Origin of the sequence: Virgibacillus litoralis (assembly GCF_017873675.1) — a bacterium.
Classification (GTDB): Bacteria; Bacillota; Bacilli; order Bacillales; family Amphibacillaceae; genus Lentibacillus; species Lentibacillus litoralis.
Genome location: NZ_JAGGKK010000030.1, coordinates 1 through 24127, shown reverse-complemented (window position 1 = coordinate 24127; position 24127 = coordinate 1). Strand labels below are relative to the sequence as shown.

Genomic DNA, 24127 nt, shown 5'->3' with positions numbered 1-24127 from the left:
TGGCGCTCTCCCTTTTAAAAAAACCAATGAGCTGCGTCTTCTTTAGTTTTGCCTTTTTCTCGTTATTTTAGAAGTTAATTTTCATGGTAGTTGAACAAGAACATACCTAATTTTATTTATACTTTATGAATTCATCTTTTAGTAAACCCATAATGACGGAATCATGGTATTCCCCATTATAAAAAAGTTCATCTCTGATTATTCCTTCTTGCTTAAATCCTAATTTCTCATAAGATTTCATCCCTCTTTTGTTAAATGAATAGACATCCAAACCTATTCTATGTAAATTTAGTATTTCAAACCCAAATTCTAAGAGGTTTGACATAGCTTCAGTTCCATAACCATTCCCCAAAAATTCCTGTTCAAAGATAGAGATACGAACAACAGAGTTCCTATTTTGATGGTCAATATCTAACATTGCTATGTCCCCAATAGGTTGGTTATTCTCTTGCAAGCATATTATTAGGTCTATTCTGCTACTGTCTGTTGATATATTTTCAAACCAATTTTGAACACCTAAACGACTAAATACCGTTTGGGTTCCTGTTAATCTTCTTCCCTCTTTGTCCCAAAGAGATTTAACATAAAAGATGTCTAAATCTTTACTTTCAACCGGTCTTAAATATACCCTCTTATCCTCAAGGAATTTAATTTCTTGTTTTTGCTCCATTTTCTTCATAGTAGTTCCTCCTTGTAAGTATTGCTAAAATCCTGTAACACCATCTTATTTAATGCTAATAATAGTCATTATACGTTTACTATATAGCATTTCCGCAGTTTTAATAAATAGAGAAAATAATTAAGAATCAAACTCGCCATAAAAAGCACTAATTCCCTTTTGCTTTAAGGTAATTAGTGCTTGCACCTACTTTTTTGAGTAAGCAATTTTTTTAATGGTTTCGATTGATAGATATTGTTCCTCAGCTAATTGGCTGATTGGCTTGCCATTTTTAAAATCTTTCCTAATATCATGGTTTCTATCATCAATTATTTTTCTACCACCAGAACGTGTACCCCATTTTTCGTAATTATTTTTAGTTTTCGGGATATAGATTATTTCACCTTGGATGTAGTTTTGAAGTTCTACAAGCAGTTCTTCAGGTATAACCGAGTTTGCATTTGCATATTTCATTTCTGCCAGCCCCTTATTTTTAATTATGAATAGTAATAAGGTGCAAAGCCATATATTAGAAATGATATGATATTTATTAGGCGATATTATTTTTAGCTAATACCACCTCACGCAAAGTATCGCCATCTAATAATAGGCTTTGCATGAGATGACAACGATTTATTCAACGTTATTACTCTTTTCATTTTTATCCTCCTCCATAATAAGATTAGTTAGCCAATTCCATAAACATAAATAAAGACATGATTTATTAAACTATCCTGCTGCTATAGTTGAATATGAAAATTTGGCAATCCCTTGTCCATGTTTATTTTTTTAATTGGTTCATGACATCAAGGTCACTCATTTCACACCACATTTCCTTAATTAATCCACTCTCAAATCTTATTATCATTATACCTGTTTCTTTTACACGTTGGTCAGAGGACGGAATGTCTTCCCATCCCCCTTTGTAAGTCATATGCCCTGTGTATCTCACAGCTACCTTATCTTCTAATTCTAAATAATCTTCAATGCTCCAAACGTCATTAGTGAAAACCGTTCTAAACCAATTCATAAAATCATTAATAAACTCATCATGTCCGTTAAAATCATGATTTGGTACATGACTAACAAAGTTAGGTGCAGTAATCTCTTTTAAAGCATTAATATCACCTTTAGTGAAAATTTCATTAAACCATCTCTCAACAAGTCGTTTCTTGTTCATTTACTCTTCACCCGCTTCATTATTTTTTACATTATTCATTTACTTCTTAAATTAAAATAGAAAAGCACCCGTTAGTTTAAAATCAACGCTAAATTTAGCAGAGCCAAAATTTAAATTGAAAACAACAATCTTTTAGAAAACAGCCTTACAGAACAACCTCGCAACCATAACTACTGTTTCCAATGTATGCTTATATACAAGGACACACATTCGAAGTGTTAAATCATTCAGAAAAAAGAAAATCTCTATCATATTTTAGATTAGAGATTTTCTTTATCTGTCTTTCTTTTATCGTACTTGGATTTGATACCTTTAACACTTACACCAATTAGACCTAAACCACTTAAAATGATTATCCCTCCTGCCGTTTGCCTACGTGGTCTGTAATTTTTATAATCGTCATATTCATGCCACTTTTCTAAAGTTATATATTTTCCGTATCTCAAAACTTCTTTTTTAGGGTTATTATCGCCCCAAGCATAAAAAAAGTCATTATATAATTTTGATAATTTAGACATAATTAAATCCTTCCTTTAAGCAAGTATTTGTTAAAACAGACAAACCTTGTCTATGCCCAGAATTTTACTACAAAAATATTAAGGAACATAATCATCACATTGTTTCATTTTTATCGACATTATATCAGCCTCTTACTACATAACTTTAGTTTCAATACGATTATATTGGGAAAAAGTTTCAAATTTCAATTTCAATAGCAGAAATGACGACTGCTTATTATCACTAACCTGCTGCGTTAGTGCAATAACTTCTACAAAAATAAGCGATAATCCTTCTTGAATTATCGCAACCATTAGTTGAGTAACAAACACTAATTAATAGGCTCTTCGGCTTCCCTTACCAACTGCCATCCTCCATCAGTAAGCTGCCAGTTCTCAATAGTAAATAACCTTGTCAACAATTTTTCATCTTTTACTATCAATTGTTCATAAAATACCACTGCATTCTCGTTATCCCTTAAACGAATAACCCGATTTTCGAACCTCTTTTCAGCTCCTATTAACTGCTTAACAGAATGTTTCATCCCACTAACCGCTTCTTCCCTATTGTAAATACTTGGTTTTTCATTTAAACCTTTGAAAAACGCAACATAATAGTCTTCAGTCATTCTTTCTAAGGCAGTTGTGTCCCCTGAGATCATAGCTTCGTTCCAATCCAAAATAAATTCATCGTGCATTTGGGTAAATTCAATTACTTGATTATCCATATTAAGCACGTTTTTCCTCCTTTTAAGTATTAAACTAAACTGCTGCGTTAATTTAAGTACATCTTTTCACAAATTAATTTTAACATAAAATTCCGATGATTCTTCAAATACAAAAATAGGACCGCCGTTATCGACGATCCCTTGTTAAACTCTTGCTACCCGTCAGTTGAAGCAAAAAAAATATACGCATATTCAACACTCGCGCCAGTTCTCCTTCACTTAATTTAAAATAGAGACGGTGCATAAATAAATTAATTCAATTAAGCCATTAGCGATTCGCTACAACTAGAGCGTCTCATCCAATTTCTGAATCTTTGAGTTAGAAATTAAATAAACATTGCCAAAAACGTCGATTTTGTCTCCTATTACACGTACAGCGCAATCTTTGTTCGACGCATAAATATTTATTTCTTCCGATAGGGGAGATAGTTCGCTTTGAACCAGTGCAATGTTATTTTCAAGATCAAAATGAGACAGGACGGAAAAATTGTCAAGACCGATTCCGTCATAAACAGAGCTCATTTCAACTTCATCTCCAAAGTTTTTCGAGCATAACCATTTAGCCGACATGTTGATTGCTCCAGCGCTTGCTCCCATCACAACGGCGCTGCTTTTTTTAATCGAATCCGATAATTCATATTCCATTAATAAACTATTTTGATTAAGAATATTGCCACCCAACAAGAAAATGACGGAAGCATTTTGAATTATCGTTTGGGCATCTTCCTTCTGTACGCGGTAATTGATTAAATGATACTCATCAAACATAATGCCAGCCTGATCGAGCCACGAGCGTTCAGTAGCACCATCATCTTCATAAATAGATGGATTCGAGCTAATCATAGCAAGAGATTTTCTATCAGTTATATCCTCCTGTAACACCCTAGCCAGATTCTCTGGAAAAAAATTGTCAAACCAACCTAAATAATAGTGAGTTTTCATAAGTACCCCCTCAGCAAAGTGTAAATAACATTTATTCCTTGCGTCACTCATTCTGTTTTCTTGTCACCAACAAAATACTCTCGATATGGACCGATTGTTGAACACAAGTTAAACAACGCTCTTCAACTAACATGCTGCGTTAAGTGTAATTCTTCACAAAATCTGTGTTTATTTTAACATAACTATTCATAACATTTTGCGAAATTATAGAAAAACTGAATATTTGCCAATTCACATAAATTACAGTTAAAGTACATCCTAACACTCCAATTTTAATTGACACTTTACTGAAATACTATTACACCAACAAAAAACGACCATCAATCAGCATGCAGATTGACGGTCGTTTCACGTTAGATTACATCAATATTCGTCTACTTTGTTTATTGAACCAACGTCATGTCAGCTCCTACTTCTCACAGCTTCTGACCCCTGTTTACGATACATGGAAACCAATGCCGCTCCGATTGAAAGTAATGCAAAAAATCCGCCGACTGTTGCATTTTGTTCAATAGAGGCACGCTCAATAACCAGACCGCCAACCAGTGATCCAAATGCGATACCTAGATGAAGCGCAGAATTATTCAGACTCTGCTGAATGTCAGATGTTTCAGGCGATAAACTAATGAGATAGGACTGTGTTGCCGGAGCCAACGTCCAGCTGAGCATCCCCCAGACTACCAATATCGTTATAAATACCGGAAGTGCGAATGTTGTAAATGGTATAGAGAATATCACCAGCGTAAACAGAACGATCGTTAACATAATGGTCCGCTCTGGCCCTAGTTTGTCTGATAAAGTTCCACCAACTCCACCGCCGCTTACCGCTGCAATTCCGAATATCATGTAAATAACACTTACCCAGGTCCCGTCTAACTCCATGGTCATTTTTACAAAAGGAGTCAAATAAGCATAAAGAACTGTATGACCTGCTATGAACAGAAATGTTATGGCCTGCCCAAAAAATATTCTCCGTTCTTTCAAAGTTGCCAGTTGTTTTTTAATCGGGCTGGAAGGCTTCGGATCAATCCGCTCCATCAAAAGAAACACACCAGCTATGGAAAAGACAGTTAAAACTGAAATCAGCACAAATGGTGCACGCCATCCAAAAGCATTCCCCAACAGTAACCCGACAGGAATCCCCAGAACAATCGAGGCACTAACTCCCATAGATACTATTCCGATTGCCCTGCCGCGATATTTTGGATGAACGATTGATGGCGCTATGGTTAGACATAAAATAATCAGTAGTGACCCACTCAATGCTGAAATAATTCTTCCTATAAAGACAATCGTATATGTCGGGCTGAATACTGTGACAATATTCCCTAATAGAAATATAACCAGTGAAATAAGTGCCAGCCGTTTCCGCTCGATACTCGATGTAAGTATTAATAGAATCGGTGCCCCAACAGCAAAGATCAGTGAAAAAATAGTGATCAGGAAGCCGATCTGACCAAGACTAACATCCAGATCTGCTGCCATCAGGTCCAGTAATCCACCAATAATTAATTCAACCATACCGACAACAAATGCAACAATCATTAAAAAGTAAACTCGTTTATTCATTTCATGACGCCTTTCATCTCTAAGTTAGTTCGATAGTTAATCGTAAACCTAATTGTTCAAAAAGACAAGAGTGCCGATAAAATAGTTTCATCAAATACAATATATGTATATATCGCTATCTTCCTGCTATATCAGGCAAGATTGTACAGAAATAGGGACAAGGGGGGACAGGTTTATTGTCCCATTTGCTATTCTTTAATCAATTTCACCATTTGACCCGCGGGTCGAAAATACTGTAGTCCATTTTATCACGATATTCAACAAATCATCGTGACTCTCCAGCAAGCACACTTCATCTAGCCACCGAATACAATAGGCACAAAACCAGTAAAGGGTGAAAAAAGTGCCACAATCATTACCAGTTCATATTAAACCGATGCAAGTTAGCTACGGTAGGGATATTCAAGTAATCTATCCACATGTTTTCGGTATGCGAGACCGGGGAATGGAACGATTTATCAATCAGAACATCGTCCATGAAACACAGCAGCTTATCAACATGCAAATAGCTGAAATGCCGACCACGCTTGTTGAAATGGACGGCTCATTTGAAATTAAAAACAACCAGCGTGATGTCCTAAGTTTATCCTTATACAACTATGCATACCATTATCAGGCGGCACATGGAATGACCTACATTAAATCACTAACATTTGATTTGGAAAACAAAAGCCGTAGCAGCCTCGGTGACCTATTTAAGCCGGGGAGTAATTATGTGGATCGACTTTCTGCGCTTATTAATGAACAAATTCAAGAGCGCGATATTGGCACATTTGAAGATACGGTTAAAATTCAGCCGGATCAGGACTTTTACATTGCCGATAAAGCACTAGTCATCTACTTTCAACTCTATGAGATCACACCATATGTTTTCGGGTTTCCAATGTTTCCAATATCAGTCTACAGCATCCGGGATATTATCAATGAAGATGGTCCGCTTGGCCGAATGGCAGAGAATAATTAGCTATATACTAATCATAAAAAGTAAAAACATTTAAAGGGAGACCATACTCAATTCTTAATAGAAAAACCCACACCCATAACAGAACTTACGTAGGGTGCGGTTTTTTTATAATCATTTATTGATTAAAGAATAAAAGAAGGAATCGAACATTTGTTCCGGTTTTTACTATTAATCTTTTAACTCTTATGGTAAAATTTATGTAGCAACTACATAGTATAGTGGGCGATTGACCATCTTCCTTTAGAAGGGAGGTGGTAGGATGACGACATTTGAAGCATTAAGTCTAGTAGCGCAATTTAGCATTTCACTAATAGCGACACTGACACTAATTGTAACTATTGTCGTCTACCTAAACAAAAAGAAGTAACCGCCCCGTGATCAATGGTAAGCAGTTACTTCTTTTGGGCCAAAACAACTTATTGGTCTGCCGCTCTTTATGCGGTCTGTAGTTGTCGGTAACGGGTAGTTAGCGCTACTCGTTACCTTATTCTTATTATAAGTATAATTTTATCCACTTATACTGTCAATGTATTTGTGTCACCAGATATTTAGCCTCAAACATTATATTAAAATTCCATGATACTTTTGATTTCCATGCCACTTTTTCACCACAAGAAACGATAGTGCTTATGAATAATATAATTATTCATAAGCACCAATACAGCAAGGACTAGTTCTGTATACAACCTTCCATGCTTGTTTTGTAAGATCTGATTAATTAGATCATTCTACTATATAGATATACTCAATTAGAATTGGCAAGTTTAAATAGCTAACTCCTTAAGAATACTTATTCTTAAAGACTTGTAACTAGTTATACTTCCACCGTTTTATATTCACAAACTATGCAGCATTTTTTGAAGATGTGATATTAACATTCGCCTGGACTAAACGGTTTCTAACTGTTATTCCAATCCAGCTGGCAAGAAATGCTTTAATTAATCCTACGATTATGAACGGATATACACCTGCTGCTAGCGCCTCACTCCATGTTAATTCAACCACATATTTAAGCTGAATAGTTCCAAATAATAGCGTAATCACCATACCTACAGTATTTGCAATCATTGCCATAGGGACAGTAAACCTAGATTTTTCAAGGATAAAACCTGTGACAAAGGCAGCTGCAATAAACCCGAATATGTATCCTCCTGTTGGTCCTACCAGTACTTGAGGGCCGCCACTAAATCCAGCAAACACTGGAAGACCTATAGCTCCAATTGCTGCATAGCAAACCATGGCAACAGCTCCTTTTCGACTTCCGAGAATAGTCGCCGTAATTCCGACTGCCAGTGTTTGGCCACTAATCGGCACTAGAGGAAGCGGGATCTCAATTTGCGCCATAATAGCTGTTATCGCAGCAAAGATTGCACAATGTAATATAAATCTGAGTTTCTCACTTTGTTGTTCCATTTCTCTCAACTCCTTAACTTTTAAATAATTGCATTAACAGGTCACAAGAAAACGTATCCATTATAGTGATTATAGACATAAATCATATAATTGTAAACCATAATATTTCAAGGTCTACAATATAGTTGAACTCATAGAACCTTGTTCAGTATTCTCACCTGTATTTTGGTATTATATATAAAAGTACCCTATCAATCATTATTCTAAAAAAAGGACAAGTGAAACGTGAATAAACTTGGACTTGAAGGAGAGGAAATGGTAAAAGAAGCAGAACTACCAAGTGGACAGCAATCATTGAATGAAGACTTTGGACTTGCACGAAGTCTAGGCGCTACAGGATTCCCTTCCATTGTAATGGTAAATGAGGACAATAAAGGTGTAAAAATTGTTGGCAGCCGCCCATTGGAATGCTATGTATCAGGGCTGAAGCAAGTTCTTAACATAGAGGATCTCCAGCCAAAGCAACAACCAGCACTTTCTGCATTGCTAGAAAAGGAAAAATTACTGTTTTCAAAAGAGATTGAAGTAATGTACGGTGTTGAGCTCGCTGATATTAAAACATTTGTTGAAAAAGAGCTTCCTTCAACTACTTATCAATCAAAGGAAATTCTGGGTGAAACATATTTTGTGAATAAATAACTACGTTAAAGCAGAAATCATCAGGGATAAAAAAAAAAGAGATTTCCAATTAAGGAAATCTCTTTCTTATTAGTAACGCTTATTTTTGAACGTTAGCTGCTTGTGGTCCGCGGTTACCTTCAACAATTTCGAATGAAACTGTTTGGTTTTCTTCTAATGTTTTGAAACCTTCGTCTTGAATAGCAGAGAAATGAACGAATACATCGTCTTGCCCTTCTACTTCAATAAAACCGAAACCTTTTTCTGCGTTAAACCATTTAACATTACCTTGTAACATAAATTGTTACCTCCTGCGTGGATTCAATCCACAATGTATTACTATTAATGCTCTGCATATTCATTCCAGACGAAAGTGACTTACTAGTTACTTTTCTCTTTCATTGACAACCGAACAAGAATAATTAACTTTAATCATATCAGTGAATGTACTTCCTGTCAAGTACTGCTACAAATTATTTTAATTAAGTAGTAATTGCTGTTATTTTTTTAAGCTATCCAAAAAGACGAATCCAAAAACAATGCCAGCTATTGTTGTAACTGTCGGACTGCCAGTTATAATTATATCAGGTATGGGAATAGAGCCTTGACCGAATGGTGAGTATGGTAAAAGAGACATTGTAAGTACATAGAAACATGGTAATCCAATTGCTATGAATTTAATCCAATCAAACGTCCACTGCTTCTTATTATAAATTTCAATTATCAATTTTGGTAATCGCAGCAATAATCCAATAACAATAGGGAACAATGTAGCAAATTGTACGACAGGAAATAATTCAAACTTCATTTTTGCTTCTTCATTTAGTTGAACCTGATACTTCATTCCCCAGTAAATTATAAGTCCAATAATAATCGTCCAAGCAAGATAGTACAAAAAGCGTTTAATTTAAATCTCCCCCTTTAATGTTGCTGATATTTTTCAAACCAATGCAGTGCTTGCATTTCCATTTCCTTAACAAATTCTTTTTTTGCAGGGCTATAGTCACTTGTACTATCAAAACGTTGAGCCAGCTCTTCTTTAAAATTGCTGTATCGATCTACTTCTGTTGGGTGGGATTGCAGATAATCTCGAAATATTAAGTGCCGCTTAATTTGAGGGTTATCCAATTGATAAAAATGAATATGATGTGTCCTATTTTCCCCGCCTTTTCGAAATAATCTTCTTCCTTCGATGCCCCATTCACCAGCAACATCATATCCAAGTGTATGCATTTTGTCATTAAACGAATCAATTTTCTTAATGTCTTTTACTATACACATCATATCGATTACGGGCTTAGACTTTAGGCCAGGAACTGCGGTGCTCCCAAAATGTTCAAATTTAATCACTTCGTCGCCAAATATTGTTTTTAAAAATTGAGCTTCCTTTTCAAACATTTCACCCCAGCTTTCCTTAAAATCTGATAATCTAACTTTCATAAAGACACTTCCCTCTTATATCTTTTCATTATCTATCTACGTCTCACAAAATTCTAAGCATGTTTATTTCCAACTTCTAGAATTCAATTATAAATACTAAGTATGATCTCTTTTCGTGGGATGGATGTTTTTCTTAACTCTTTTACATATTTATCAAGTTCATAAGGAACGCACTGTTGCATTAGGTTATATCCATTTTGGTTTATATCAATAATTCCATAGCGAGCAAAAGGTTTATTAAAGCAACCAACGGAACCAGGGTTAAAAAACGTTGTAGAATTACAAGTAAACTTATGACTACTATGATCGTGCCCAAAACAAACCAACGAAAAACCATCTAACGCGTCTAGCGAAGTGAAATTTTCTTGATTAGGCATACCAGTAAGATCAAAAGGATCTCTACATATATGAGCATTATGAAATGATTGCTTCAACGGATAATGAATTAGATGTAGGCTTTGTTCATAGATAGTAGGGTTTATTATACGAGGAAGTTTTTCCAATACAGATTTATGCTGCTTATTAAGTCTTTCAGCAATCCACTCGTGGTGTGGAATAACATCAACCCTGCTTTTGGGGTATGGTTCATTGTTAAGGAGTGCTAGGACTGCTTCATCGTGATTTCCTGAAACCATTTTAAGATTATCTGTTTCCTGTAAAGTATCCAGAACCTCATTTGAAAAAGGTCCTATTCCAATCATATCACCAAGACAATAGATAAAATCCACTGACTTTTTCTGGATCTCTTTCATAACAGCATTCAATGCATAAATATTTCCGTGAATATCGGTAATTATTGCAATTCTATACATCCCGGATCCCCTTTACCATCAATGTTTGTAAGGCCTATCCTGCAGTAGTAAAAAAACGATATATGATATAACCCATTACCATAAAGAGTTGCATAAGAATTCCTACCACACTGCAAATCAAACCTGACATCGCTATGCCTCTGCCATCCTCATTTGTTTTTACAATTTGCTTTGTCGCTTTTCTTGAAACGACAACTCCTACGACACCAAGAAATAGCCCAATAATTGGAATTAAAATTGAAAGGATCCCTAGTGTTAATGAAGTTATCGAGTTGCCGTTTGTTGTTGCCTTTTCGGACATATAATCCCTCCTCGCCTATTGACTATTAATTCTGTCTACGAATTGGTTGGCTGTTTCTTTTTTATAGTCCCCTTCTATCACAATTTCTTTTCCTGGAATAGCAGCTGATATTCTGGGTGAACTAATCACTTCTATCAATAAATAAGAACAAATATTATTCATATCCATTTGCCTTCTATTCAGTAAATTTTAACATAATATCCCAGCTGTACGTTATTAAAATCCCAATCTTCTGAAATAGTAAACAAAAAATGTCTATTTTACAACGCAAAATACAAATCAGGTCAACAATGTGAATCCTCGTTCCGTTAAAAGCACAAAATCATCGAGTATAAGGATAACGGAATGAGGATTCTCCAGGTCATCGGCATACATGTTTTATTGAGTACGATAGGTTACGGAATAAGTTATAAATTCATCCTCAACCCAAAACCTTCTCCATACGAATATCAGACCACATTCTATTTTGCCAAAAAGTAAAATCATGGATTCTGCTAATTTCCTCGTAGCCCAATTTCTTATACAGCTTGTGAGCCTGCAAGTTAAATTCAAACACACCTAGTTCAATCCGCATAAGACCATGCTGCTTAATTTGTTCCTCTAAAAATTGGATTGCCCTATACCCAATCCCTTTCCCCCGCGCTTCGGGTTCTCCAATCGTAATGCCTATCCAGGCGGTTCCAGGCTTTTTCTTATAGAGGTGGGGTGGATCAACCATGTAGTTCATTTCCCCGATTATCTTGTCATCTAGATAAATTAAGTAGATGTGATGATGTTCGAGTCGTTGTGTAAGGTCATCCATTGTCAGTACCGTTTGGCGTTCCAAGTCCTCCCTATTTTGGTTGGGCCTAGTCAAAGAAGCCAAGCTGGGATCGTTTTCCCACTGGTTAAACATTTTCACTATGGTTGGTGAAGGTTCCTTTAATTTGATGAAATAAGTATTCATGGGAATCTCCTTTTAACTATTAATGTAGAACTTTAACCTGGTATGTACTTAATAAATTCCTAAATCTGCAACACTCTCATTATATCATTTATCTCTTTATATACTTATGCTCCATTTTAATTATTGAATAAATAAAGAGACAACACCATGACAAATAAAATGATGTTGTCTCATATAGTTATTCACCCGGTGCGTACATACTTAGTGTTTTGATTCTGCTTAACTCCTCTGATTACTATAAAATAAATAATAAACCCTATAATCATCAATCCGATCAAGGCAATAAAACCTACGCCAGGAGAGAATTTATCGATTAACAATCCAAGTACAGGAGAAGCAATCGCCTGTATGATAAGCGAGATAGCCATCCAAACGGACATGGCTCTGCCCATAAAAGATTTTGATACTGTCTCCATAAGTGTTGTGTTCATTACGATTCTTAACGATGAATTACTTAGACCAAATAAAACACTTCCCAGAAAAAGAACCAAGACGTAGCTATTAAATGCAAAACTAAGCAAAATACCAATAGATATCCAGAAGAAAAGTATTACGGTTGAGTTGTTCGAAATTTTCTTAGCAACAGGTGCTGCAATGAAACCCGATAACAGCCCACCAATTCCGTAAAACATATCGGATAAACCAAAAACAATGGAATCACCACCAACCGTATCACTCACATATCCAGGAAGTACAACATTAAACATCATGGTGGAAGCTAAAGGAATAATTGCCACAACTCCCAGGAAGAATATCTTTGGTCTATCTGCCAAATAACGAACTCCATTTTTAAAGCTTTCACGATAAGATTCTTCTTTATTGTCAATCGTAATTGAATTGTATTTAACTTTGGAAAGAAAAATACTGCTAAAAATAAATGCAGTTGCATTAAAAATTAGGATGAAATCAAACCCAAAATATTTATAAATCACCCCTGAAGCAGCTCCTGCCATAAACATCCCAACCTGTAAACTTATCTCAACCAGGGAGTTGCCATTAATATAATCCTGATCCGAGAGAATTTCCTGAACGAGACTTCTTGATGTTGATATATATGTCGTCCATCCCATTCCATTAACAACTGCAAATAGATAAACATACTCGATTTTAAATCCTGATATTGATAATAAGCTAGTTATGCCAATTAATATAATTGACTGAACCAGATAAGTCCAGAGAATGATTACCTTTCGATTAAACTTATCAGTCAATATTCCAATCAATGGTGCAACAAGAAATCCCGCTATTACATTTAAAGAAAGCATAAGCCCAATCAGCTTCGTAGAATTAGTTTGGTCCAACAGAAACCAATTTGCACCTATCGTACTCATGCCAACTCCAAAACCTGAAATGATTTCAGATAGGAAAAAATTACGAAAATTTCTTAACCTTAATACACTAAAAACCACGTCTCCACCTCCCCTTCTTATTTCCGCAGTAATCGATGAGCTGAGAATAAAGCTTGTTTATCTTGAAGAATATCGCCGGGTCTGTTTGCTTTTCCAATAATATAGTCCTCAAATGAAGTTCCTATAAAATCGAAAATATATTGAAATTGCTGAATTAGCGGTAATCCTTTAAAGTAGGGATTATCTCCTCCTACTGCAATGACATAGGTTTTTTTAGCAGCCATACTCTTTTTAAAGTCAGGATAGCTTGAATCCCTCATTGTTTGAGACCAGCGATCTATAAAGTTCTTCAGTGTTCCCGACATGCCAAACCAATAAATCGGAGTAACAAACACAAGAATGTCATTCTGTATAATTCGATCAATGATTGAATTATAATCATCTTCTACTTCCTGAAATCCACCTTGGGTATGACGCAAATCTTCAATAGGATGAATATCATAATTTCTCAGATAAATTTTTTCTACAGATAATCCCTGGACAGCTTGATCAGTTAAAATTTCCGTATTGCCATTTTTACGGGTACCTCCATAAATAACTGCAATAGACATATAACACATGCTCCTTTTCATTTACTATTTTTAACTTGCTGTTCGATTACTTATAGCTTATGATAAAACCATAAATCAATAAAGATGATTATTTTAATTGATACAATCGAAAATAACGATTGATGGAGGTGAAAGTATGGAAACTAAACAATTAATTACATTTAAAAAAGCTGCAGAAACTTTAAACTTCACTCAAACAGCAAAGATATTAAATTTTGCACAATCAAGTGTGACAGCCCAGATTAAGGCACTTGAAAAAGAACTGGATACACCTTTGTTTGAACGACTTGGGAAGCGACTATATCTCACAGAATCCGGTCGGCAGTTCAAAATTTATGCCGATAAAATGCTCGTACTAACTGAAGAAGCTCGAATGGTCGCAAGTGGGTTAGAAGAGCCAGCAGGAACGCTTGTTATTGGAGCACAAGAGAGCCAATGCACGTATCGTTTACCACCAATACTTAAAGAATTCAAAGATCAGTTTCCAAACGTTAAACTCATTTTTAAGCCAGCCCACTCGGATGAAATGGCTAAAGAAAAACTGCTTGAGGGAAATCTGGATGTAGCTTTTATTATGGATACACTCAAGCCGGGAGATGCTTTAACAATTGAATCTCTTACAGAAGATAAGATGAAACTTGTAGTTGCTCCTGAACACCCATTATTAAATAAATCAGAGATCTTCCCGAAAGATCTAGAACAGGAAACTCTTTTGCTTACTGAAACAGGGTGCTCGTATCGTACGTACTTGGAAAATACCTTGCGGGAGTCAGAAATATACCCTACTAATAAATTTGAATTTGTTAGTATTGAGGCAATCAAACAATGTGTAATAGCTGGACTTGGAATAGCTATTTTACCTGAAATGGCGGTAGAAAAAGATATTAAAAAAGGACTAATGGAAGAGATTAAATGGAGACAACCTGCCTCACCTTTTTTCACTCAAATTGCCTGGCATAAAGATAAGTTAATGACAATACCATTGCAATCTTTTATAGAACTAACTCGAAAGACTCTTAAGGATACTCATTCTAAATAAAAAGAGCAAGCTGCCAAAGTTTCGGTAGCTTACTCATATTAACTCTCTATATTCACACAAACGATGAATTAAATTGAAGTTCTAGTTCCCTTACTAGATGTTCATAGTTAGCAGATGGTTTTTTCATAATTAATCGATTAATAAAACATCTGGAAAAGTTCTTAACATTAATCTTCTCATGCAACTTTTCTTCTGAAACAGGTATTTCTTTCATCCAGGTTCTAAGTGTCGATAACGGAACCTTTTCATATTCAACCATCGCCAACACTGGGGTTGCAATTCTCTCATCTTCTTCAGCAGCAAAAACATTTGGTGCGTTTACTACTAGTTCCGTCATCCCTTCCCATAACAACATACACGAATCAATATCAGCATGACGATTTTTTACAAGTTCATCGATTGCATCAGAAGCGTGTGCCGGGGCATGTGCCCAGCCCTTTCCTTCAACAAAATCCCGATAATCCTTCTCAAGTCTGCAGTAACTAACAACAAGTTCTACAACACTATTATACTCAGACTTAGAAAGAAATTTATCTTGATTATCGCGATATAACAATAAAGTGATCAATAGAGAAGAGAAAGACCTAAGAAAGACACTATCTGATTCTACCTCGCCTAGCTTATAAAACAACATTTCACCTGAACTCGCATAGGCTAACAATTCCTTTAATTCATTGTTCGAAAGGTAGTTATTATGTATCAGTAATTTAAAGAGTGCCTGATACCCGAGTTCATCCCGTAATTCTGCATCAGTAGACCCTAGCACACTAACCACTTCTAACACTGTTTCATATTCATCTGTCTCGTTCGATACTAATTGGGTTTCACTTAATAAATTATGTAGTTTCTCTTTAATTTCTTTTTCGCTTTTCATTGTTGGTTCTATGCTCCTTTTGGTGCTATAAATTGATATCCTACCACTAAAGGTTGATATTTTCTAATTCAAGTCGATATCCAGACGCTGTGGTTGATATATTTCAATTTCGGTTGATATTTTAATACGGAAGTTGATATACTCTAATTTAGGTCGATATCCTGCTGCTGGGGTTGATATACTCTATTTCAAGTCGATATCCTGCTGCCCGGGTTGATATACTCTATTTCAAGTCGATATCTTGCCACGAAGGTCGATATATCCTAATTCAAGTTGATATCCCACCGCGGAGGTTGATATATCCTAACTCAAGTCGATATCTTGCCACGAAGGTCGATATATCCGCAGTCTAAGTCGATATCCCACTCTTACTACCGACCAACTTCTCCTTTTTCATTTAAATCCAAATATGATTTAATTTCTTTCTTACTCTTAAGCCTAATAATGGTTTTTTCAGGGCCTGTTTTCCTAAATGCTTTAAATCTACTTTCCATCTTTTTCTTACGAGAAGAATATGTAGTAACGATGAATTTCAGAAATTCATAGTCTAACCTTTCCTTGCACCCTTCTCCCATGTCTGGCCGGGTTTTCCCTATATTTAGGATCCATCGCTTAATAACACGATACAGACAAACAATTAACTTAAGCTCGAGATAAATAATTGTATCGGCTTTTTGGGCTCTAATGTCATATGTACTATTATAATTGCCCTCGATTATCCAGTTGTCCTTGGCAACAATTTCCTTCTGACTCGCTCTAAATTCTTCTTTTGGAGCCTCTATCCAATTTGGTTTCCAGTGCAGGACATCAAGATGATAGACGTTTATATCCAGTTGCTCTCCCAGTTTCGCCGCAAAGGTAGACTTTCCAACACCAGCCGACACTCCCATCACCATGATGCGATTCATATTCAATCAGCCTCCTAAACAATCTCGTTATCTAGCACTTAAATTACGAGAGCCTTTTCGACATGTTATAACTTATAGCTTCATAACCCATTTTCTCGTAAAGCGCAACTGCTCTCTCATTATGTGCAAACACGTGTAAGCTTATTTGATTGATGTTTTCTAACTTCGCATACTCTTCCAAAGCTATCATCGTTACTTTTCCATACCCTTTGCCACGTTGATCATCATCCAACTTAATGTCATAAATAAACCCGAGTTTTTCATGCTGTTTTGATTTTATGTTCAGCCACAATGTCCCGACCGCTTCATTGCCATACATAATAGAAAAAAGTACATGGTCTTCCGTTCCTAACCCATCCGGTAACAACTGCTCAAACTGTTTCTTGGCTTTATCAAAAGCCTCTTCTTTACCCCAGTTTCTTGCTTTCACATGTTCATTAGCATATTCTTGTATTGCGCTATTATAATACTGATTAAAAGCTTCTTCATTCATACGAGCTAATTTTATAGACATATACGGATTCCCCTTTATTTTCAATAATACCTTAAAATTCAACCAAGAAAGGCTGCATATTTTGGTTTAAACAATACTCGATCCTTTGCGAAAAATTTTTCCAAGTTACCATTTCCATAGCTTGTTTAATTGGAAAATATCCAACTTCTAAACTCTCAGAACTTGTTGCTGGTTCTCCTCCAATTGGGTTACCCAAGAACAAATTATTGCATATCGAACCATTCACATTTTGAAATATACCACAAAACTTGGTTATCTCAATATCAATCCCCGATTCTTCTTTAGTTTCTCTAATTGCAGCATCCTTCAGTGATTCCCCCTCTTCAACCTGTCCGCCAGGTATTTCCCATCCTCTTCTAGGTCCTTTAATTAATAAAATTTCTTGCTGTTCATTTAAAACAATGGTTGCCGCAGAGACTATGTGCTTTGGTGTTGTCATATCCTTGCCCCCCTAATTTTCAATATTATTTAGTATAACATTAGTTATTTTAAGTGAAGGGTGTAGATAAATAAACGAAGCAATCGTAGCTATAATGCCGCCAACCAGTATCGTAATTTCTGTTCCAAATTGTTCAGCAATTATCCCGGCTGCCAAAGCTGCAACAGGCATTAATATCCATGTCATAAACCGACTAGTTGCTTGCACTCGGCCTAACAAATAATCAGGACTTAAGGTTTGACGAATGGTTACAATGCACGGACTCATAATGGCAGCAGATATTGTGCCAATTGCATTCATCAATGCTAACAACATGAACGTATTCGAAAAGCTGAACACTATAATCGAAATACCACCGATCGTTCCAGATAGAAATAATATTCTTCTATAGGAAAAGTAACGCTTAAGTAAATTTGTAACTAAAGCACCGCCTACTGCAGCAACCCCTCCAATGGATAACAGAAAACCTATATGTACTGTATCTAATTCTACTGTAGACTTTAAGTGTATCACCAGCATTGTTAAAAAAAGAGTCGTTCCAAAAATAGAGAAAAGCATGGCAATATTGGTGTACAAGATAGGCTTCTGCTTTAAAACAAAGACAAATCCTTCCTTTATATCTGCAAAGATTTTCGAACGACTAGTATTTTCATTTCGACGGGGACTATCAATCTTTAAACTTAATACGATTAAGAAACCAATTAAGAAACTTATGCTGTTTATTAATAGACCAACTCCAGGATTAAAAATACTGATGATTATTCCGCCTAACCCTGGCGCAATAAAAACTGCCGTTTGAAATATGCCTGTATTGATAGAGTTAACTAATTGCAAATCTTTCTTTTGCACCAATTTAGGGACTGATGCAAACTGGCACGTATTATAAACTTGCGTTAAAACACCTACTATTAATGCTCCCGCGTAAACTTCCCAAATATAAAGCGAGTTCATCATATGTAATAGCCCTAATAAACCTATCGTTACAAATCTGCCTAAATCACAAACCATCAAGATTCTCTTACGATTAAATCGGTCCGCCAGAACACCAGTAAATGGCTGTATTATAATTGGCAACCTTTCTAATGCAGCAACGATTCCCATACTCAATGGAGAACCTGTTAGAGCTAAAACAATTAGCGGAAGGGCAATTAGATATATTTGATCACCAAAAAAAGAAATTAAATTCCCCCCGATAAACCTAAAAACCTGATAATTACGCTTGAATTCCGGTGTTTTCTCTTCTGAATAGACTTGTCCGACCAAAGATTCCATCTCATTCCTCCCTAACCTAAATTAATTATCTTCCAAAAATAGCTGCAGTTCTTTAGGTAAAGCAGATAAAGCTTTTTCATCAATCTCATATTTATGTGAATTTGATACTACTAATCTTGCTGATTTCAGTATTTTCAAGTGGTGATGAACGGTTGTCTTACCCATCTTCAACTCATCTGTCAACTCTTGCAGGGATAAACTTTTTTCCTTAACTATCTTTAATATCTTTAAGCGATTTTCATCCCCAAGTGCTTTATACCTTTGCACCAGCATTTTATTCGGTACATATTTATTGTCACTAGAAATGCTTTCATTGGCGACCGCATAGTAGAAGACTTTAACACCTTCTAAGTCTGCCTCCACGTTCCAGGGACGGTAAATATATTGAGGAATGAGAAGTACTTGAAATACACTTGGTTCCGGATAATAACGAGTACCATCTGTAGCCCATTCCACAAACTCCTCTGGTCCCAATTTTTCAATCATCTTTTCTTTTGATTTCATATCTCTAATCAGTATAGATTCCAATTCTTCTTCATCAGGTTCAATCACTTCCATATACCAACCAGACATTACTTCAATCAGATGGCTTTTTAATGCTTCCGTATCGACTTTACTAATAAAATCCAGATAGGAAGGCAGAAAAGAATTCTCTTTTGTAATTTGCTGAAGTTTCTTAAGAGCACCATCCGACCCTTCGATCAACTGATTGATTAGTTCTTTTTGTTCCTTTCCCAAATACGGAATGGCTATAGATTTTAATTCCTCCGATGATAATTTTTTTACAAATGAAGTAAAATCCGCTATATTCTTAAAATCTTCTTGATGCAAAAGTTGAAGAAGTGTCTTCCAAGTATTATGTGTTTGTACATATTCCAGGTGCTCAGTCATTTCCTTAGTCATGGAGTCTTTAATCTTCTCCCTGTTTTGCTTCGGCAGGTCAAGAGTCTCAACAAGGGACTGATTCGTAATAGCGGCTATACCTAGTGCGCATTCCCACAAAAGTGAATATTTTAATTGAACACTATATGTTTCCCTTTTTTTCGTTCTCATCGAAAATATATCCATTTTATCTCCTCCTGGTTATATTCTATATTAATAGAATATTTTATTCAATATAATTAGTATATACTTCGAATAAAAAAGACACCCAAATTGGAGTGTCTGCGCCTAAATACTAATGAGGATATTATAGGATGAGTTCAACTAATGGAGTGTATTTCTGAAAGAAGATATTTTAATGCGTATTAGACATATTAATAAATTCACTATTTTTATTTGGTACGGCGACTTGTGATTTCTGATTCCATTTCGTATATGTTAGTCATGTGAATCCCTCCTTTTAATTTTAAGATCTCAGTTTAATTGCTTACTTCGTTCGGCGACCCGCAACTTCTAATTCCACTTCGTATATGTTAATCATCTGAATCCCTCCATATCTCTTTGTAGTTTTTCAATCTTAGTTTTATCTTTACTTCGTTCGGCGACTTGCGATTTCTAATTCCATTTCGTATATGTTAGTCATCTGAGCATCTCCTTGTTTCTTTGATACTCTAAGTATAAGTAAAAACTAAGCCTTCCAAAACGGCTATGAGCATGAACTTCACTCAACCTTTAGACTGATATTTTTATAAGACCTACTGGCTGCCTCAGATGTACTTCTGAACTCAAAAAATGAGAACCTCTTCCGTGATAGTCAAATATCACAAAGGAAGAGGTTCTCATTTTGTTGTCATGATAAACTGTTCTTACATTTTCTCGACTGGAATCCATATTTCACTTTTAAAAGTTGCTGAATTAAAATCATTGTTTTCATTCCACAAAATCTCAGGTCCTTTCACCTGTTGATAGTTTGAGGATGGAAACCATTCAGAATAGATTCGGCCCCAAGTATTTTGCAGTTTTTCGGGAAATGGCCCAACGGATTCAAAAACAGCCCAAGTTAAGGCTGGCACCTCAAGTTCTGTCCAGTTTCCTTGGAAATCATCAGTTGTTGCTACACCTATATAATGATCAAGTCCTCCTTTTTCCTCCATACGTCCTTCTGAGAAATTAGTGGATGCCTGGATCAAGCCTGTAGGTTCGACATTTGAAAAACTCTTAAGCTGGTCTATTTTGTCCGCATTTAACGTTTTCCACATAGCAGTGATTTCTGAATTTTCTCCTTGAAAAACAATAGGAACTCTTTTCTTGATTCCAACTATTCGAAAAGGGTCTTTTTCTTCAATCCGGTAATTCATTTCATTTCCTCCTTCAATTGATAATTGAAAGGTCATTCGTGGATAAGCTTTAAGTGATTGACCGTTTTTCCTGGCTTCTGAGGGTGTAATACCATGCATACTTTGAAAAGCTCTGGCAAATGAATCTGGTGATTTGTATCCATATTTAATAGCAACATCAATAATTTTTATGTTGCTATTATTCAGTTCAAATGCTGCCAGCGTAAGACGTCTGCGGCGGATATATTCTGATAATGTAATACCTGCAAGAAAAGAAAACATCCTTTTAAAATGATATTCAGAACAAAACGATTGCTTGGCAACTTCTTTAAAGTCAATATCGTACGTAAGGTTTTTTTCAATATTATCTATAGATCTGTTCATGTTCTTAAGCAAATCCATTAAATAACCCTCCCTTCACCAAAAGAATAACAGGACTTGAATAAGTCTAACCGACAATTCGTGCACAATAATGCAGGGTCTGTGTTCCTATTTATTCAGTGCACTTCATATTTACGCCTTTAATTAAAAACCATAAAGCTAATGATATCTCTCCAATAACTCCAGATACATCTGCAATTATTATGAATAAGAACGGATCACAGTATCAGACACGATTCAAATGAGTATCCTTAAATTCTGTTGGATACTTTAATCCATATCCAACCATCCTATCCATTCCGATATGTGCTGACCATATTAAACCAACTGCCAGAACGGTATGATTAGATACTATGATACCAAAAGTAATAATAGCTATCGGAGTAGTATATGTATGAAAAAAATTATAAAGATTAGAACCAACCTTATTATTCAATAGATACCCAAGCATTGAAATATCCGGTACTAATAACAGGATTAAAAACAATATCCAGCTAAATTCGCTATACCCATAAAAGAAAAGACTTAATGCTAAAACGGCAGCACCTTCTACGTGTAGAAGTAACCTCATTATTTACACCCCTCCTATCCCCACTGCTTTGTACTAAGCCAATTGATCCTTTTACGTTTTTCTCAAATAAAAAGATTCATTAAAGCAAGTTACCTCGTAAGACTGTTTTTAATTAACAGTTGATTCCAGTTCTTCATTTCTAATTTCTAATATATAATTCTCATACACATTTTCTTTCCCACCATTTTTCTGATACCAGTCCTGAACTCGTTTGACGTGAGCCTTGTCACTTCTCACTTTTGATTCAACATCTAAGTATTCCTCATAACTGTCTTTTTCCCAAATAGCAAAGATTTCTGCAGTATTATCAGCATTTTCCTTCATCCAACGCCCTATCAGACGAGCGCCATATTTCAACTGGTTGGGTAAGTTTGTGTTATTAAAATGAGCATTTAAAATATCCACGAATTCCTTTCTTACAATATAAAACCTCCTTCTATAAAACATAAAAACCACTCCTCCTCTCTTTATTTTAGTACACTTGGTATTCGCCAAGCCTATAATCACATAAATATCACCATTAAATTCGCCATAAAAAATGGCTTTGGAGAAATACCTGAGCCATTATTTGTTCTAATATATAATTTAATACTCCAATTGACGCAAATACAAGAGAATCTCTTGTTCGTTCAATTTTTTTATGCTGTATTTACGAATCTTGCTGTCAATTTTCTTTTGTTGTTTACTTCCCATACTGAATCTATTGATTAATTGAAAAATAATCCCTCCCCAAATACCTGCTGTACCACGGAATCCCAGATGAAATCCCAATTGTTCATTTTCCGTAAGCGGTAGTTGTGTGTTTTCTTCAAATTCTTTTTTATAGTCTTCCTGAATTATAATATGAGATTCTTTATTCGTTAACGCAACAAGCAATTCTTCAGCGTTATTTGCCTTAAAGTAACTAGCATTCTCTTTAAATTCCAACATATAACCCCCTAAAAAGCCGAATACCTAATTCACTTGACATAAACTATTGAACAAAACGATCCGATTACAATAAATAACTACCATTCTTACAATTTCCAGCTATTAGTGAAACCTGAGCAAATTCCTTACTTAAGGAAAGCATCCGTTAGCAGAAAAGGATTTATAAAAAAACAGCCAATTCTTTTACTCCCATAAAAGACATTAGCGCCGACAAAACTATATATAAATAGCCGAAATTACTCCTCTCTTTGATATGGTCAACCCCAAAGAGTAAAAACATCACAGCCAAATATAGGGAACTAGTATATAGCGGTATTTCTTCAATAAAGAAATGGTAGATAAACATTCCAATACCTAAAACTACAATAATACCCATCGCTATATTCAAGTCCATCCCTCCCCCAAATTATCAGTTCCTTCTTCAACTCTTGCACCCTTTAGTGTAATACGGTAATTTCTTCTGCTTTAACTTCTCTACTACTTTTATCTTTACCTATAAAGTATCTTTTTGTTAGCACTACCGATATAGAATCACCTAATTCTATGTCAGCCAAAGACAGAATTTCGCCATTATTATTGTTAATAATGGTATTTTCAGTTGTTTGAACCTTACACAAATAAGCCATATCATCAACATTACTACCTAACTTTGGCACTGGACAATCAACTATAAGTTGACCATTTTCATCTACTTCAGATACTCTTCCTTCAAAGGAGTTGGTACTCAAACCAAAATAAAAAAGAATGGACACAATTACAGAAATCAGTAAAACTAAAGCTATTATGATTTTTTTCATATTACCCCCCCATTTACTGCGTCTTTAGTGGTAAAAGGAATGTACCTCCTTATTGAAAATAAGCACCCTTTAGTCATACATGTAGCGCAAAATCAGCGCTACACCACAGAGAATGAAAATGGTTTACTCCGTCGATACTGGATTCTACGGCTGGG

The 24127-nt window shown here is 35.5% G+C and carries 33 protein-coding genes; 4 read left to right on the top strand and 29 right to left on the bottom strand.

Annotated features, from left to right (window positions below; translation table 11 throughout):
• Window positions 1-112 precede the first annotated feature (112 nt).
• The 7 genes from J2Z82_RS18380 to J2Z82_RS18350 form a co-directional block, all read right to left on the bottom strand.
• Complete coding sequence (locus J2Z82_RS18380) at window positions 113-679, bottom strand: GNAT family N-acetyltransferase (protein ID WP_245251797.1); 567 nt, start codon at window positions 677-679, stop codon at window positions 113-115.
• Between the two features lie 186 nt (window positions 680-865).
• Entirely contained in the window at window positions 866-1132 is a 267-nt protein-coding gene (locus tag J2Z82_RS18375) for a CD3324 family protein (protein WP_209482252.1), read from the bottom strand.
• Window positions 1133-1439: 307 nt separating this feature from the next.
• Window positions 1440-1838, bottom strand: a complete 399-nt coding sequence (locus J2Z82_RS18370; protein ID WP_092491055.1) for an ester cyclase — start codon at window positions 1836-1838, stop codon at window positions 1440-1442.
• A gap of 260 nt (window positions 1839-2098) precedes the next feature.
• Window positions 2099-2356 carry a hypothetical protein gene (locus J2Z82_RS18365; protein ID WP_209482251.1) on the bottom strand — a complete coding sequence of 86 codons (258 nt, stop codon included), beginning with the start codon at window positions 2354-2356 and terminating at the stop codon, window positions 2099-2101.
• A gap of 311 nt (window positions 2357-2667) precedes the next feature.
• Entirely contained in the window at window positions 2668-3063 is a 396-nt protein-coding gene (locus J2Z82_RS18360) for a nuclear transport factor 2 family protein (protein ID WP_245251798.1), read from the bottom strand.
• A gap of 285 nt (window positions 3064-3348) precedes the next feature.
• Window positions 3349-4005 carry a Type 1 glutamine amidotransferase-like domain-containing protein gene (locus J2Z82_RS18355; protein WP_209482249.1) on the bottom strand — a complete coding sequence of 219 codons (657 nt, stop codon included), beginning with the start codon at window positions 4003-4005 and terminating at the stop codon, window positions 3349-3351.
• Window positions 4006-4407: 402 nt separating this feature from the next.
• Window positions 4408-5574 carry an MFS transporter gene (locus J2Z82_RS18350; RefSeq protein ID WP_209482248.1) on the bottom strand — a complete coding sequence of 389 codons (1167 nt, stop codon included), beginning with the start codon at window positions 5572-5574 and terminating at the stop codon, window positions 4408-4410.
• A 343-nt stretch (window positions 5575-5917) separates the two neighbouring features.
• Here J2Z82_RS18350 and J2Z82_RS18345 point away from each other — a divergent pair, with 343 nt between their 5' ends.
• Both J2Z82_RS18345 and J2Z82_RS19480 read left to right on the top strand, forming a co-directional pair.
• Window positions 5918-6538, top strand: a complete 621-nt coding sequence (locus tag J2Z82_RS18345) for a DUF3298 and DUF4163 domain-containing protein (protein ID WP_342453668.1) — start codon at window positions 5918-5920, stop codon at window positions 6536-6538.
• 259 nt (window positions 6539-6797) lie between these two features.
• The gene (locus J2Z82_RS19480) at window positions 6798-6905 is read left to right on the top strand and encodes a putative holin-like toxin (protein WP_245251796.1); all 108 of its coding nucleotides are present in this window, start codon (window positions 6798-6800) and stop codon (window positions 6903-6905) included.
• 476 nt (window positions 6906-7381) lie between these two features.
• Here the strand turns inward: J2Z82_RS19480 and J2Z82_RS18340 are convergent, their stop codons facing one another.
• A complete protein-coding gene (locus J2Z82_RS18340) occupies window positions 7382-7951 on the bottom strand; it encodes a biotin transporter BioY (protein ID WP_209482247.1) in 570 nt (189 codons plus the stop codon).
• A gap of 225 nt (window positions 7952-8176) precedes the next feature.
• Here J2Z82_RS18340 and J2Z82_RS18335 point away from each other — a divergent pair, with 225 nt between their 5' ends.
• Window positions 8177-8590, top strand: a complete 414-nt coding sequence (locus tag J2Z82_RS18335) for a thioredoxin domain-containing protein (RefSeq protein WP_209482246.1) — start codon at window positions 8177-8179, stop codon at window positions 8588-8590.
• 79 nt (window positions 8591-8669) lie between these two features.
• Here the strand turns inward: J2Z82_RS18335 and J2Z82_RS18330 are convergent, their stop codons facing one another.
• The 9 genes from J2Z82_RS18330 to J2Z82_RS18290 form a co-directional block, all read right to left on the bottom strand.
• On the bottom strand, window positions 8670-8867 hold the full coding sequence (locus J2Z82_RS18330) for a cold-shock protein (RefSeq protein ID WP_197318145.1): 198 nt from the start codon (window positions 8865-8867) through the stop codon (window positions 8670-8672).
• A gap of 201 nt (window positions 8868-9068) precedes the next feature.
• Window positions 9069-9413, bottom strand: a complete 345-nt coding sequence (locus J2Z82_RS18325; protein WP_245251795.1) for a hypothetical protein — start codon at window positions 9411-9413, stop codon at window positions 9069-9071.
• 77 nt (window positions 9414-9490) lie between these two features.
• Window positions 9491-10009, bottom strand: coding sequence for a GrpB family protein (locus J2Z82_RS18320; RefSeq protein ID WP_209482245.1), 519 nt, complete (start codon window positions 10007-10009; stop codon window positions 9491-9493).
• A gap of 83 nt (window positions 10010-10092) precedes the next feature.
• Complete coding sequence (locus tag J2Z82_RS18315; protein ID WP_209482244.1) at window positions 10093-10821, bottom strand: metallophosphoesterase family protein; 729 nt, start codon at window positions 10819-10821, stop codon at window positions 10093-10095.
• A 34-nt stretch (window positions 10822-10855) separates the two neighbouring features.
• Entirely contained in the window at window positions 10856-11122 is a 267-nt protein-coding gene (locus J2Z82_RS18310) for a DUF4190 domain-containing protein (protein WP_209482243.1), read from the bottom strand.
• A gap of 15 nt (window positions 11123-11137) precedes the next feature.
• Window positions 11138-11284 (bottom strand): hypothetical protein, encoded by a 147-nt coding sequence (locus J2Z82_RS18305; protein ID WP_209482242.1) that lies wholly within the window; start codon window positions 11282-11284, stop codon window positions 11138-11140.
• A 259-nt stretch (window positions 11285-11543) separates the two neighbouring features.
• The gene (locus J2Z82_RS18300; protein ID WP_342453669.1) at window positions 11544-12017 is read right to left on the bottom strand and encodes a GNAT family N-acetyltransferase; all 474 of its coding nucleotides are present in this window, start codon (window positions 12015-12017) and stop codon (window positions 11544-11546) included.
• Window positions 12018-12250: 233 nt separating this feature from the next.
• A complete protein-coding gene (locus J2Z82_RS18295) occupies window positions 12251-13477 on the bottom strand; it encodes an MFS transporter (RefSeq protein WP_209482240.1) in 1227 nt (408 codons plus the stop codon).
• Between the two features lie 17 nt (window positions 13478-13494).
• Window positions 13495-14028: a flavodoxin family protein gene (locus J2Z82_RS18290; RefSeq protein ID WP_209482239.1), complete on the bottom strand. Its 534-nt coding sequence runs from the start codon at window positions 14026-14028 to the stop codon at window positions 13495-13497.
• 136 nt (window positions 14029-14164) lie between these two features.
• On the opposite strand from J2Z82_RS18290, the gene J2Z82_RS18285 reads away from it, so the two are divergent.
• Window positions 14165-15067, top strand: coding sequence for a LysR family transcriptional regulator (locus J2Z82_RS18285; protein ID WP_209482238.1), 903 nt, complete (start codon window positions 14165-14167; stop codon window positions 15065-15067).
• Window positions 15068-15119: 52 nt separating this feature from the next.
• Here J2Z82_RS18285 and J2Z82_RS18280 read toward each other — a convergent pair whose 3' ends face one another.
• The 12 genes from J2Z82_RS18280 to J2Z82_RS18225 form a co-directional block, all read right to left on the bottom strand.
• Window positions 15120-15941, bottom strand: coding sequence for a DUF2785 domain-containing protein (locus J2Z82_RS18280; RefSeq protein WP_209482237.1), 822 nt, complete (start codon window positions 15939-15941; stop codon window positions 15120-15122).
• A 371-nt stretch (window positions 15942-16312) separates the two neighbouring features.
• Complete coding sequence (locus J2Z82_RS18275) at window positions 16313-16849, bottom strand: P-loop NTPase family protein (protein WP_209482236.1); 537 nt, start codon at window positions 16847-16849, stop codon at window positions 16313-16315.
• Window positions 16850-16892: 43 nt separating this feature from the next.
• Window positions 16893-17363, bottom strand: a complete 471-nt coding sequence (locus J2Z82_RS18270) for a GNAT family N-acetyltransferase (protein ID WP_209482235.1) — start codon at window positions 17361-17363, stop codon at window positions 16893-16895.
• Window positions 17364-17394: 31 nt separating this feature from the next.
• On the bottom strand, window positions 17395-17802 hold the full coding sequence (locus J2Z82_RS18265) for an NUDIX hydrolase (protein WP_209482234.1): 408 nt from the start codon (window positions 17800-17802) through the stop codon (window positions 17395-17397).
• 12 nt (window positions 17803-17814) lie between these two features.
• On the bottom strand, window positions 17815-19074 hold the full coding sequence (locus tag J2Z82_RS18260) for an MFS transporter (protein WP_209482233.1): 1260 nt from the start codon (window positions 19072-19074) through the stop codon (window positions 17815-17817).
• Window positions 19075-19095: 21 nt separating this feature from the next.
• Entirely contained in the window at window positions 19096-20142 is a 1047-nt protein-coding gene (locus J2Z82_RS18255; RefSeq protein ID WP_209482232.1) for an ArsR/SmtB family transcription factor, read from the bottom strand.
• 680 nt (window positions 20143-20822) lie between these two features.
• On the bottom strand, window positions 20823-21695 hold the full coding sequence (locus J2Z82_RS18250) for an AraC family transcriptional regulator (protein WP_209482231.1): 873 nt from the start codon (window positions 21693-21695) through the stop codon (window positions 20823-20825).
• Window positions 21696-21900: 205 nt separating this feature from the next.
• On the bottom strand, window positions 21901-22248 hold the full coding sequence (locus J2Z82_RS18245) for a DUF4260 domain-containing protein (RefSeq protein ID WP_209482253.1): 348 nt from the start codon (window positions 22246-22248) through the stop codon (window positions 21901-21903).
• 105 nt (window positions 22249-22353) lie between these two features.
• Window positions 22354-22692, bottom strand: coding sequence for an NIPSNAP family protein (locus J2Z82_RS18240; protein WP_209482230.1), 339 nt, complete (start codon window positions 22690-22692; stop codon window positions 22354-22356).
• Window positions 22693-22830: 138 nt separating this feature from the next.
• Window positions 22831-23175 (bottom strand): hypothetical protein, encoded by a 345-nt coding sequence (locus J2Z82_RS18235; RefSeq protein WP_209482229.1) that lies wholly within the window; start codon window positions 23173-23175, stop codon window positions 22831-22833.
• Window positions 23176-23335: 160 nt separating this feature from the next.
• Window positions 23336-23563: a hypothetical protein gene (locus tag J2Z82_RS18230; RefSeq protein WP_209482228.1), complete on the bottom strand. Its 228-nt coding sequence runs from the start codon at window positions 23561-23563 to the stop codon at window positions 23336-23338.
• A gap of 49 nt (window positions 23564-23612) precedes the next feature.
• The gene (locus J2Z82_RS18225) at window positions 23613-23972 is read right to left on the bottom strand and encodes a hypothetical protein (protein WP_209482227.1); all 360 of its coding nucleotides are present in this window, start codon (window positions 23970-23972) and stop codon (window positions 23613-23615) included.
• Window positions 23973-24127: the final 155 nt, after the last annotated feature.